General features: G+C 71.0%; 12 protein-coding genes and 1 pseudogene. 9 read left to right on the top strand and 4 right to left on the bottom strand.

Annotated features, from left to right (window positions below; genetic code table 11):
• From galE to idi, 3 genes are all read left to right on the top strand, one after another.
• Positions 1 to 984, top strand: a complete 984-nt coding sequence (gene galE, locus KUM44_RS12885) for a UDP-glucose 4-epimerase GalE (protein WP_217207961.1) — start codon at positions 1 to 3, stop codon at positions 982 to 984.
• Between the two features lie 156 nt (positions 985 to 1140).
• Positions 1141 to 2082 (top strand): cation diffusion facilitator family transporter, encoded by a 942-nt coding sequence (locus KUM44_RS12880; protein WP_217207960.1) that lies wholly within the window; start codon positions 1141 to 1143, stop codon positions 2080 to 2082.
• Between the two features lie 187 nt (positions 2083 to 2269).
• Positions 2270 to 2863, top strand: a complete 594-nt coding sequence (gene idi / locus KUM44_RS12875) for an isopentenyl-diphosphate Delta-isomerase (protein WP_217207959.1) — start codon at positions 2270 to 2272, stop codon at positions 2861 to 2863.
• Between the two features lie 41 nt (positions 2864 to 2904).
• On the opposite strand, the gene KUM44_RS12870 is transcribed toward idi, so the two are convergent.
• Together KUM44_RS12870 and KUM44_RS12865 are read right to left on the bottom strand one after the other, a co-directional pair.
• Positions 2905 to 3414 (bottom strand): ATP-binding protein, encoded by a 510-nt coding sequence (locus KUM44_RS12870; RefSeq protein WP_217208142.1) that lies wholly within the window; start codon positions 3412 to 3414, stop codon positions 2905 to 2907.
• 199 nt (positions 3415 to 3613) lie between these two features.
• Positions 3614 to 4228: an HdeD family acid-resistance protein gene (locus KUM44_RS12865; protein WP_217207958.1), complete on the bottom strand. Its 615-nt coding sequence runs from the start codon at positions 4226 to 4228 to the stop codon at positions 3614 to 3616.
• Positions 4229 to 4336: 108 nt separating this feature from the next.
• Here KUM44_RS12865 and KUM44_RS12860 point away from each other — a divergent pair, with 108 nt between their 5' ends.
• Positions 4337 to 5092, top strand: coding sequence for an enoyl-CoA hydratase/isomerase family protein (locus tag KUM44_RS12860; RefSeq protein ID WP_217207957.1), 756 nt, complete (start codon positions 4337 to 4339; stop codon positions 5090 to 5092).
• On the opposite strand, the gene KUM44_RS12855 is transcribed toward KUM44_RS12860, so the two are convergent.
• On the bottom strand, positions 5079 to 5714 hold the full coding sequence (locus tag KUM44_RS12855) for a DJ-1/PfpI family protein (RefSeq protein ID WP_217207956.1): 636 nt from the start codon (positions 5712 to 5714) through the stop codon (positions 5079 to 5081). The genes KUM44_RS12860 and KUM44_RS12855 overlap by 14 nt on opposite strands.
• A 23-nt stretch (positions 5715 to 5737) precedes the next feature.
• Complete coding sequence (locus KUM44_RS12850; RefSeq protein ID WP_217207955.1) at positions 5738 to 6697, bottom strand: GlxA family transcriptional regulator; 960 nt, start codon at positions 6695 to 6697, stop codon at positions 5738 to 5740.
• Between the two features lie 116 nt (positions 6698 to 6813).
• Between KUM44_RS12850 and KUM44_RS12845 the strand changes: the two genes are divergently transcribed.
• From KUM44_RS12845 to KUM44_RS12830, 5 genes and pseudogenes are all read left to right on the top strand, one after another.
• On the top strand, positions 6814 to 7683 hold the full coding sequence (locus KUM44_RS12845; protein ID WP_217207954.1) for a hypothetical protein: 870 nt from the start codon (positions 6814 to 6816) through the stop codon (positions 7681 to 7683).
• Positions 7684 to 7785: 102 nt separating this feature from the next.
• Positions 7786 to 7917, top strand: a complete 132-nt coding sequence (locus tag KUM44_RS45340) for an LPFR motif small protein (protein ID WP_308402595.1) — start codon at positions 7786 to 7788, stop codon at positions 7915 to 7917.
• Between the two features lie 103 nt (positions 7918 to 8020).
• A complete protein-coding gene (locus KUM44_RS12840) occupies positions 8021 to 10408 on the top strand; it encodes a Tex family protein (protein WP_217207953.1) in 2388 nt (795 codons plus the stop codon).
• A 70-nt stretch (positions 10409 to 10478) separates the two neighbouring features.
• Positions 10479 to 11066, top strand: a complete 588-nt coding sequence (locus KUM44_RS12835; RefSeq protein WP_217207952.1) for a putative glycolipid-binding domain-containing protein — start codon at positions 10479 to 10481, stop codon at positions 11064 to 11066.
• Between the two features lie 106 nt (positions 11067 to 11172).
• Positions 11173 to 11433, top strand: a pseudogene (locus tag KUM44_RS12830) (peptidase S12); the annotation flags it as partial.
• Between the last annotated feature and the right edge of the window lie 11 nt (positions 11434 to 11444).

Genomic DNA, 11444 nt, shown 5'->3' with positions numbered 1-11444 from the left:
ATGACATGGCTGATCACAGGCGGAGCCGGCTACATCGGAGCACATGTGGCGCGGGCCATGACCGACGCCGGCGAGCGGGTCCTCGTCCTGGACGACCTCTCGGCCGGGCGCCCCGCGCGGCTCCCGGCTCACCTCCCCCTCGTCGAGGGCTCGTCGCTCGACGGTGACCTGCTGAAGCGGGTGCTCGCCGAGCACGCGGTGACGGGTGTGGTGCATCTCGCGGCGCGCAAGCAGGTCGGCGAGTCCGTGGCGGACCCGACGCGCTACTACCGGGAGAACGTGGGCGGCCTGGCCACGCTCCTGGAAGCGGTCGCCGAGGCAGGGATCAGGCGGTTCCTGTTCTCGTCGTCCGCCGCCGTCTACGGCAACCCGGATGTGGATCTGATCACGGAGGACACTCCGTGCGCTCCGGTGAACCCGTACGGCGAGACCAAGCTCGCCGGGGAGTGGCTGGTGCGGGCGGCGGGCCGGGCGCACGGGATCTCCACCGTATGTCTGCGCTATTTCAACGTCGCGGGCGCCGCCTCGCCCGAGCTGGCCGACACCGGCGTCTTCAACATCGTCCCCATGGTCTTCGACCGGCTCACCCGCGACGAGGCCCCGCGGATCTTCGGCGACGACCATCCGACGCCGGACGGCACCTGCGTCCGTGACTACATCCATGTCGCCGACCTCGCCGAGGCGCACCTGGCGGCGGCCCGGCGGCTCACGGAACCCGACGCGAGCGGCGATCTGACCGTGAACATCGGCCGCGGCGAGGGTGTCTCCGTCCGCGAGCTGATCACCGTGATCGGCGAGGTCACCGGCGACGCGCGTCCCGCTGTCGTCAGGGCCCGGCGCCCCGGTGACGCGCCGCGCGCGGTCGCCTGCGCCGCACTGGCCGCCGAGAAGCTCGGCTGGACGGCCCGGCGGGGGGTACGCGAGATGGCCGAGTCGGCATGGCAGGGGTGGCTGCTGCACCACGGCGGCCGACCGGGCGACTGATCATGCAAGGCCCTGACCTGCGGATCGTTTCCGCAGGTCAGGGCACATGACAACGGTGTTCAGTGCCGCGTTGCCCGATACCCCCCGCCCGTAGTTCACTGTGACCCCGGACGGACATTCCGATCGTCGTACGGACCGCGGAAGGGCGGCTTTCTCATGGGGGCTGGGCACGATCACGCGCACGGGCACTCGCACGTGCCGACCAGCGGTACGGCGGCTGCCGCCTACCGCGGGAGACTGCGGGTGGCTCTGGCGATCACGCTCGGCGTCATGGTGGTCCAGATCGTCGGCGGTGTCGCCGCGGACTCGCTCGCCCTGGTCGCGGACGCGGCGCACATGGCGACGGACGCGGTCGGCCTGGGCATGGCCCTGCTCGCCATCCACTTCGCGAACCTCCCGCCGAGCACGACCCGCACCTTCGGCTACGCCCGGGCCGAGATCCTCGCCGCCCTCGCCAACTGTCTGCTCCTGCTCGGCGTCGGCGGCTATGTCCTGTACGAGGCGATCCAGCGGTTCTTCACGCCCGCGGACACCGAGGGCGGCCTGATGATCGTGTTCGGCGCGATCGGTCTGGTCGCGAACATGATCTCGCTGACGCTGCTGATGCGCGGCCAGAAGGAGAGCCTGAACGTGCGCGGCGCCTTCCTGGAGGTGGCCGCGGACACGCTGGGCTCGCTCACGGTGCTGATCTCGGCCGCGGTGATCCTGGCCACCGGCTGGCAGGCCGCCGACCCGATCGCCTCGCTGGTCATCGGCGTGATGATCGTGCCACGCACCTTCAAGCTGCTGCGCGAGACCCTCGACGTACTGCTGGAGTCGGCCCCCAAGGACGTCGACATGAACCAGGTGCGGGCCCACATACTCGCCCTGGACGGCGTCGAGGACGTCCACGATCTGCACGCCTGGACGATCACCTCCGGCATGCCCGTGCTCTCCGCCCATGTGGTGGTGCGCTCCGACGTCCTGAACGCGATCGGCCACGAGAAGATGCTGCACGAGCTCCAGGGCTGCCTCGGCGACCACTTCGACGTGGAGCACTGCACCTTCCAGCTGGAGCCGGTCGGGCACGCGGAGCACGAGGCCCGGCTCTGCCACTGAAACAACCGTACGGTCCGACAAGACGTCAGTACGGACGGAATGCAGCGATCCGGTGGTCGGTGGCGTCCTCATGCCCACGGCGCCCCTTTGTGCGGTTCCGTACCCGCCGCGCCGGGCACGATCAACTGCCGGGAGTGCCGGATTCGTACGGCACACTTGGGGCGCAAGACCGAGGCGAAGGATGGGTATGCCGATCACACCTGCCACCGCGACGCACCGTGCGTCGAACGGCACCGCAGACGCGATTTTGCTGGAACTGGTCGACGAGAACGGTGTGACGATCGGCACCGCGGAGAAGCTCGCCGCCCATCAGCCTCCCGGTCAGCTGCACCGCGCCTTCTCGGTGTTCCTCTTCGACGAGCACGGCCGGCTGCTGCTCCAGCAGCGGGCGCTCGGCAAGTACCACTCCCCCGGCGTCTGGTCCAACACCTGCTGCGGCCACCCCTACCCCGGCGAGGCGCCCTTCGCGGCCGCGGCCCGCCGGACGTACGAGGAGCTCGGCGTCTCCCCGTCCCTGCTCGCCGAGGCGGGCACGGTCCGCTACAACCACCCGGACCCGGACTCGGGCCTGGTGGAGCAGGAGTACAACCACCTCTTCGTCGGCCTGGTGCAGTCCCCGCTGCGACCGGACCCGGAGGAGGTCGGCGACACGGCCTTCGTTACCCCCGCCGAGCTGGCGGAGCGCCACGCGAAGGACACCTTCTCGTCCTGGTTCATGACCGTCCTCGACGCGGCCCGCCCCGCGGTCAGGGAGCTGACGGGCCCGTCGGCCGACTGGTGACAGGACTGACGAGGACTGCTGACGAGGACTGCTGACGAGGGCTAGGGCACGCGCACGGGTTTGAGCGGGACGGCGGCCCAGATCACCTTGCCGCCGCTCGCCGTGTGCTCGACATCGCACACGCCGCCCGCCTCCCGGGTCACCTCACGGACCAGGAGCAGCCCGCGGCCGCCGGTCTGGCCGTGGTCGGCCTCCAGGGCGGTGGGGCGGTAGGGGTGGTTGTCCTCCACCGAGACCCGCAGCCATTCGGCGCCGACGGCGACCTCCACGGCGAGCGTCGGCGACAGCAGCGCCGCGTGCCGGACGGCGTTCGTGACCAGCTCCGACACGATCAGCAGCACTCCCTGCACCAGATCGTCCGAAACCGGTACGCCCTGGCGGTACAGCAGGTCCCGGACGGCGTGCCGGGCCTGCGGGACCGAGGCGTCGACGGCTGGGGCGGTGAACCGCCAGACGCCCTCGTACGGCAGTGGATGCGGCGGCCGCTGGACGAGCGACTCGTCCGCGCCACCTCCTGGGCGTGGGCCGGACCCGCGCCCGTGGTTCTCCATCGTCCGGTCGCCACCCTCACGCTCGATTGTCACCACACGTCGAGTGTTGGTAACGCGCAGGTCCGGACCGTAGAACTGAACACAAGTCACCGAGTATCGAGCGTTTCTGACCGTTGGCGTATGACACGGTCAGTTGTGGGACCGCTCCGACGCCGCTTGTGCCGACTTCACGAACTATTCGGGTTGTACGGGTTTGACGTCACCGCCGTTCCGGCCGACCCCGATCGTCACTCTCGGTGATCAGTTGTTCCGAGACCATGCTCACGACCCGGCGTCCACCGTAGCCGGTGGCGATCAGGCCGAGTCCGTCGAAGAGCAGGGCGAGCGAGAAGAAGGTCCCGATCACGTACTTGCTGCTGCTCGGCCAGTCGGCCAGCACCAGGATGCCCAGGAGCAGTCCGAAGGCGCCCTGCACGAGCGTCCAGCCGAACTGTGGGCCACGCACCACCAGGCTGCCCGCCAGCCGGAACAGCCCGCCGGTGAGGAACAGCAGGGCGGCGAACATGGTGAGCGCCTCGGCCGCCGCCTCCGGGGTGCGGATCACCACCACGCCGGCCGCGATGTTCAGCGCCGCGACCACCACCGCGAGCCAGAAGAAGCTGTCTCCGCGGGCCTGGACCGCGTGCAGCAGCCCCACGGCACCGCCGATCAGCAGCAGCCAGCCGAACAGGATCATCGAGGTCAGGGTGGCGACGCCGGTGTAGACGAGCCCGACGAGACCGGCGAGGACCAGGATCACGCCGAGCGCGGCGAGCCGGCCGAAGCCGCGGTGCAGCCTCGCCGCCTCGCCCGTGGGTCTGGTGGAGCCTTCCATCGGCGCCTCCTCGATCGCCCCCTCCAAGTCCCCTTTGCGCCGGGTCCGTAACTCCGCCCTTCACCCTTCCTGACCGGCCGTTCGAGGCCGCCGGATAGCATCCGGCCCATGGAGCCCCAGCTGCTGCACAGCGTCACCGACTCGGTCGCCACCGTCGTCGTCCACCATCCGGCCAAGCGCAACGCGATGACGGCCGCGATGTGGCGGGCGCTGCCGCCGCTGCTCGGCACGCTGGCCGCCGATCCGGCCGTCCGGGCGCTGGTGCTGACCGGCGAGGGCGGGACGTTCTGCGCGGGCGCCGACATCTCCACGCTCCAGGGGTCGCCCGAGGAGGCGCAGGGGCTGTCCGTGGCAGCCGAGGAGGCCCTGGCCGCCTTCCCGAAGCCGACCCTGGCGGCGATCCGGGGGCACTGTGTGGGGGGCGGGTCCCAGCTGGCGGCGGCGTGCGATCTGCGGTTCGCCGAGGAGGGGTCGCTGTTCGGGGTGACGCCGGCCAAGCTCGGGATCGTCTATTCGGCGTCCTCCACCCGGCGGTTGGCATCGCTGGTGGGGCCGTCCACCACCAAGTACCTCCTGTTCTCGGGTGAGTTGATCGACGCGGATCGCGCACTGCGCACAGGCCTGGTGGACGAGGTGCTGCCCGAGGGCGAACTCTCCAAGCGGGTAACGGAGTTCACCCGGACCCTGGTGGCGCGCTCCCAGCTGACCCAGGCCGCGGCGAAGGAGTTCACGGACGGGCGCACCGACCGCGACGAGCACTGGGCGGAGCAGGCACGCGGAAGCGGCGACACCGCGGAGGGCGTCGCCGCGTTCCTGGAGCGCAGGCAGCCGCGCTTCACCTGGAGCGTTCCTACGTCAGGCTGAAGCGGCTGTTGGTGCGGAACTCCTCGACGAGGTGCGCGGGCGCCTTCTGCGGGGAGCCGGCGTCGTAGGGCGGCTGCGGGTCGTACTCGGTCAACAGCTGGACGGCCTGGGCGTGTTCGTCACCGGCGATCTTCCCGACCAGGGTCAGCCCCATGTCGATGCCGGAGGAGACTCCGGCCGCGGTGATGTACTTGCCGTCCGGTACGACCCGCTCGCCCGTGGGCTCGGCGCCGTACTGCGGCAGGAAGTCGAGGGTGAGCCAGTGCGTGGTGGCACGGCGGCCTTCCAGGAGGCCTGCGGCGGCGAGGAGCAGTGAGCCGGAGCACACGGAGGTCGTCCAGGTACTCGTGGCGTCGGCGGTCCTGAGCCACCGCAGGAGGACCTCGTTCTCGATCTCGGTGAACGTTCCGGGTCCGCCCGGCACCACCACCACATCGGGGTGCGGTACGTCGGCCAGGGCCTTGTCGGCCGTGAGGGCGAGGAACCCGGTGTCGGCGCGCACGGGCCCCGCGGCCTCGGCGACGAAGTCGACCCGTACATCCGGGATGCGGCTCAACGCCTCGTAGGGCCCCACGATGTCGAGGGCGGTGAAGCGGTCGTAGAGGACCATGGCGATCTGCACGGTGCTTCCTTTCGGCAGGGGTATCAGTGGGCCGGTACGGGGTGGAACCGGCGGCGGTACTCGACCGGGGCCGCCCCGAGGGTCTTGACGAAGGCGCGCCGCATGGCTTCCGGGGTGCCGTAGCCGCTGGCGCGGGAGATCTCCTCGACGCCGTCCGTGGTGTCCTCCAGCAGGCGACGGGCATGTTCGAGCCGGACCCGGTCCACGTATCGGCCGGGGGGCATCCCGGTCTCCGCCTGGAAGGCGCGGGCGAAGTGGCGCGGGGAGAGGCTGGCGCGGGCCGCAAGGGCCTCGACGCTCAGATCGGCGTCGGGGTGCTCGGTGATCCAGCGCTGCACGTCCCGAAGGGGCTCGCGCCGGGCGGTCTGGGCGGCGAGCTGGGCGCTGAACTGGGCCTGGTTTCCAGGCCGGCGCAGGAACACCACCAGGTGCCGCGCGATGCCGAGGGCCACGTCCCGGCCCAGGTCCTCCTCGACCAGGGCGAGCGCCAGGTCGATGCCGGAGGTGACGCCGGCGGAGGTGGCCACGTGCCCGTCACGCACGAAGATGGGGTCCGGGTCGACCCGCACCTCGGGGTGGTCCCGGGCGAGCTTGTCGCAGTACGCCCAGTGGGTCGTGGCACGGCAACCGTCCAGCAGTCCCGCCGCCGCGAGCAGGATCGCGCCGGTGCAGACCGAGACCAGACGCTCGGCACGGGGGCCGTGCGCACGCAGCCAGTCGACCACCTCGGGCTGCGGCTCGCGCGTGCCTTCGCCGCCCGGTACGAGGAGGGTGTGCGGGCCGGACACGTCGGCGAGGGCTGCGTCCGGTACGACGGTCAGGCCACTGGACGTGCGGACGGGGCGGCCGTCCAGGGAGGCCGTTCGGATGCGATAAGTGCCCGGCTGGTGCTTCTCGGCCCCCGTGAACACCTCCAGCGGGCCGGTGAGGTCGAGGCTCTGTACACCGTCGAAGAGAACGAAGAGAACGGTTCGCTGCGCCATGCCATCGATTCTTCGGGGCCGGCATCATGACCACAATGACGTGCTCCCCACCTTTCCTGCCATGAGCGCGCACGAGCCCGAGGGAACGTACCAAGCGGTTGGTAACCTCCCTGCCCATGACTGCTGCCACCCTCGAGCCACGTGCCGGCCGCCGCTGCCACAACGTGCTCAACTCCCTGCACGCGACGTCCTACTTCGCCCCCGAGCCGGGCAGGGAACTGGGCGCCCTGGGGATCACACACCCCAGGGCCGTCAACTTCGCGGTGCGGGCGGCCGCGCTGGGGCCGGTCGGCGCGGGGGTGGTGACGGCGACGTTCTACAACTACAAGCACGACTTGGTGGCCCGGCACGTCCCCGCGGTCTGGGCGATCGCCTCGCCCGAGGACGTCCTGGCGGCACGCGCGCGTGCCGTCGACGGGACGCTGCGGCGACTCCTGGGCGAGGCCGTCGTGACGTCCCCGGAGATGGCTGAGGCCGCCGGGCTCGCACTGCGCGCGACCGAGGCGTGCTCCCGCAGCGCGCGGCCGCTGTACTCGGCCCACGCGGATCTGGCGGTGCCCGAGGAACCGCACCTGGCCTACTTCCACGCCACGACGCTGCTGCGGGAGCACCGGGGTGACGGGCATCTCGCCGTACTGATGTCGGCCGGGCTCGACGGGCTGGAGGCCGTCGTCACCCACACGGCGACCGGCAGGGGTATGACGCCGAAGTGGGTGTTCACGACGCGTGGCTGGAGCCAGGAGGACTGGGACGCGGCGTCGGGCCGGCTGCGTGAGCGTGGTCTGCTGGACGATGCGGGCGAGCTGACGTCGGAGGGGGTCGCGCTGCGCGAACGGATCGAATCCGAGACCGACCGGCTCGACCGGGCGCCGTATGAGCACCTCGGGGCGGAGGGGGTCGGACGGCTGACGGAACTCGGGGCGGAGTTCGCACGGGCGGCGGTGGCAGCGGGGGCGTTCCCCCCGGACCTCCTCGGCAGGGCCTGACCCTTGTCGTCAAACGCCGGACGCGCTGAAAAAACGCATCGCATAGCCCGCCCGAGGCGCGGTACCCGGTCCTCAAGCTGAGGAAGAGGAAGGAGTAATCACGTGTTCCGTGCGATCGCAGATGTGCTCCGGCAGACAGGCGGCGCCATCGCCACCGTCGTGACCTTGCCGTTCCGGGCTCTCGCTCGGCTCTTCGGAGGTGCATCGAGCAGTACACGCAGTCGTCGGGCTTGATTCCGACCCGCCGCGACGGGCCACGTCGCCGCCCTGATCCCCGGTTGTCGGTGCCACCTGCCACAATTGCCGCGCAACCTCAGTGAGAAGGCGGGACGGGATCGTGACGACACCCCTCGTAGGGTCCATCGAAGGCAGGATCGCCGCGGAGCTCGGCGTACGAGAGCGGCAGGTGAAGGCTGCCGTGGAGCTGCTCGACGGCGGTTCGACGGTGCCCTTCATCGCCCGCTACCGCAAGGAAGCGACCGAGATGCTCGACGACGCGCAGCTGCGCACGATCGAGGAGCGGCTGCGCTACCTGCGGGAGCTGGAGGAGCGACGGACGGCGATCCTCGAGTCGGTGCGCGAGCAGGGCAAGCTCACCGACGAGCTGGAGGCCCAGATCCGCAGCGCCGAGACGAAGGCGCGGCTCGAGGATATTTATCTGCCGTACAAGCCCAAGCGCAGGACAAAGGCGCAGATCGCTCGGGAGGCCGGTCTTGAGCCGCTCGCCGAGGGCCTGCTCGGCGACCCGACTGTCGAGCCCCTCGCCGCCGCCGCCACCTTCGTCGACGCCGACAAGGGCGTCGCCGACCCCCAGGCGGCTCTGGACGGCGCCCGGGCGATCCTCACGGAGCGGTTCTCGGAGGACGCCGACCTGATCGGCGAGCTGCGCGAGCGCATGTGGGTGCGCGGACGGCTGGCCGCGAAGGTGCGGGAGGGCAAGGAGGAGGCCGGCGCGAAGTTCGCCGACTACTTCGACTTCGCCGAGCCGTTCACCGAGCTGCCCTCGCACCGCATCCTGGCGATGCTCCGCGGCGAGAAGGAGGAGGTCCTCGACCTCGTCCTGGAACCCGAGGAGCCGACCGACGGCCCTTCGTCGTACGAGGGGATCGTCGCCCACAAGTTCCAGATCGCCGACCGCGGGCGCCCCGCCGACAAGTGGCTGACGGACACGGTCCGCTGGGCCTGGCGGACCCGCATCCTCGTCCACCTCGGCATCGACCTGCGGCTGCGCCTGCGCACGGCCGCCGAGGACGAGGCCGTGGGCGTCTTCGCGGCGAACCTCCGCGACCTGCTGCTCGCCGCCCCGGCCGGCACACGCGCCACGCTGGGCCTGGACCCTGGCTTCCGTACGGGCGTCAAGGTCGCCGTGGTCGACGCGACCGGCAAGGTGGTGGCCACCGACGTCATCTACCCGCACGTCCCGGCCAACAAGTGGGACGAGGCGATCGCCAAACTGGCCCGGCTGTCGAAGGAGCACGCGGTCGAACTGGTCGCGATCGGCAACGGCACCGCGTCCCGCGAGACGGACAAGCTCGCCGGTGAACTCATCACCAGGCACCCGGAGTTGAAGCTCACCAAGGTGATGGTGTCCGAGGCCGGCGCCTCCGTGTACTCGGCCTCGGCGTTCGCTTCACAGGAACTGCCCGACATGGACGTGTCGCTGCGCGGCGCGGTGTCCATCGCGCGCCGCCTCCAGGACCCGCTGGCCGAGCTGGTGAAGATCGACCCGAAGTCGATCGGCGTCGGCCAGTACCAGCACGACCTGTCCGAGGTGAAGCTGTCGCGCTCGCTGGACGCGGTGGTCGAGGACTGTGTGAACGGCGTCGGCGTGGACGTCAACACCGCCTCCGCGCCACTGCTCGCGCGCGTCTCCGGCATCACCTCCGGCCTCGCCGAGAACATCGTGTCCCACCGGGACTCCAACGGCCCGTTCACGTCCCGCTCGCAGCTGAAGAACGTGGCGCGGCTCGGCCCGAAGGCCTACGAGCAGTGCGCGGGCTTCCTGCGGATCCGCGGCGGCGACGACCCTCTGGACGCCTCCAGCGTGCACCCCGAGGCGTACCCCGTCGTCCGGCGCATGGTGAAGACGTCCGGTCAGGAGGTGGCCGCGCTCATCGGCAACACGGGCGTGCTGCGGTCGCTGAAGGCGAACGACTTCGTGGACGAGACGTTCGGTCTGCCGACCGTGACCGACATCCTCAAGGAGCTGGAGAAGCCTGGGCGCGACCCGCGTCCCGCCTTCAAGACGGCCACCTTCAAGGAGGGCGTCGAGAAGATCTCGGACCTGGAGTCCGGGATGGTCCTGGAGGGCGTCGTGACGAACGTGGCCGCTTTCGGGGCGTTCATCGACGTCGGCGTCCACCAGGACGGTCTGGCACACGTCTCCGCGCTGTCGAAGACGTTCGTCAAGGACCCGCGGGACGTGGTCAAGCCCGGTGACATCGTCAAGGTGAAGGTCCTCGACGTCGACATTCCGCGCAAGCGGATCTCCCTCACGCTGCGTCTCGACGACGAGGCGGCCGCGCAGGGCCGGCAGGGTGGGCAGGGTGGGGGCGGCGGCGAACGCCGGCAGCGCGGCGGACGCCCGCCGCAGCAGCGTCAGGGCCGGCAGGGTGGGGGCGGCGGAGGCGGCTCGCGTCAGGCGCCGCCGCCTCCGGCGAACAGCGCCATGGCCGACGCACTGCGCCGCGCGGGTCTGGTCGACCCCAAGAAGGGCAAGCGCTGAGAGGACACGCGGGCCCGGGCTCTCCGCCATGACACGGAGGGTCCGGGCCGTTGGCCCGTAGGGTGGCGCCATGCCGATGTCACGCGTCATCACCTGGGAAGTGTCGGAGAGCGAGGGCATCGAGACCGCCTGGGTCGACTTCGACGACGACGCCCTGCGAGGGCGGGGCCGAGCGGTCGGCACGGTTCCGGAGCCGTACTGGATCTCGTACGAACTCGACACGGCCGAGGCCTTCGTGACGCGCCGGCTGCGGGTCACCGTCGAGTCGGCGGGCGGCGTACGCAGGCTCGACCTGCGGCACGACGGAGCCGGGCGGTGGACGGTGGACGGCGAGCACCTGCCCGGCGTCGACGGCGCCCTCGACTGCGACCTGGGCCTGTGCCCGCTCACCAACACGATGCCCATACTGCGGCACCGTCTCCATCTGGCCTCCGGGGAACGGGAGTTCCTGATGGCCTGGGTGTCGGTGCCCGATCTGGCCGTCCTCCCCGCCCGGCAGACCTACACCCACCTGGGCCGGCACCGCATCCGCTTCGTCTCCGACGACTTCCGCCGCGACATCACGTTCGACGAGGAGGGCTTCGTCGTCGAGTACCCGGGGCTGGCGACGCAGCTCGGCGGATCCCGAGGGCACGGCCCGTTGGGCCGAGTGCCGTAGCGCGAGCGGCTGACCGGACGCCGACGGGCGAAGCTGGACGCCCAGCCCGCGAGTCCCGCCGCCGCTCAGGGAGTACCGATGCCGAGCCTCGCCCCACCCCGCCGCCGCTCCCGAGCCGGCCGGGCCGGGGCGCAACGCCGCCGGGCTCGCCCTCTTCCGGTACACGACCCGGTGCGGTGTGGTGCTGGGGCACACCGGCAACACGCTCGGCTACACGCAGCTGATCGCCGCGACGCCGGACGGACGGCGGTCGCTGACCTTCTCCGCCACCACACAGATCAACGAGGCCACGAAGCCCGACCTGCTGCGGAAACTTCGGGCCGTGCAGGAGAACTTCGTGTGCGCCCTGCTGAACCCCAGGCGCTGACACACCCGCCC

The sequence above is a fragment of the Streptomyces sp. AC550_RSS872 genome, from assembly GCF_019049285.1.
GTDB lineage: Bacteria > Actinomycetota > Actinomycetes > Streptomycetales > Streptomycetaceae > Streptomyces.
Note: the sequence above shows the minus strand (reverse complement) of the source record. Positions and strands in the feature narration are given on the sequence as shown.

What these genes read in the sequence shown, in the direction of transcription:
- galE (WP_217207961.1), top strand. Translation starts at nt 1, where the DNA reads ATGACATGGCTGATCACAGGCGGAGCCGGCTACATCGGAGCACATGTG.
- KUM44_RS12880 (WP_217207960.1), top strand. Translation starts at nt 1,141, where the DNA reads ATGGGGGCTGGGCACGATCACGCGCACGGGCACTCGCACGTGCCGACC.
- idi (WP_217207959.1), top strand. Translation starts at nt 2,270, where the DNA reads ATGCCGATCACACCTGCCACCGCGACGCACCGTGCGTCGAACGGCACC.
- KUM44_RS12870 (WP_217208142.1), bottom strand. Translation starts at nt 3,414, where the DNA reads ATGGAGAACCACGGGCGCGGGTCCGGCCCACGCCCAGGAGGTGGCGCG.
- KUM44_RS12865 (WP_217207958.1), bottom strand. Translation starts at nt 4,228, where the DNA reads ATGGAAGGCTCCACCAGACCCACGGGCGAGGCGGCGAGGCTGCACCGC.
- KUM44_RS12860 (WP_217207957.1), top strand. Translation starts at nt 4,337, where the DNA reads ATGGAGCCCCAGCTGCTGCACAGCGTCACCGACTCGGTCGCCACCGTC.
- KUM44_RS12850 (WP_217207955.1), bottom strand. Translation starts at nt 6,697, where the DNA reads ATGGCGCAGCGAACCGTTCTCTTCGTTCTCTTCGACGGTGTACAGAGC.
- KUM44_RS12845 (WP_217207954.1), top strand. Translation starts at nt 6,814, where the DNA reads ATGACTGCTGCCACCCTCGAGCCACGTGCCGGCCGCCGCTGCCACAAC.
- KUM44_RS12835 (WP_217207952.1), top strand. Translation starts at nt 10,479, where the DNA reads ATGCCGATGTCACGCGTCATCACCTGGGAAGTGTCGGAGAGCGAGGGC.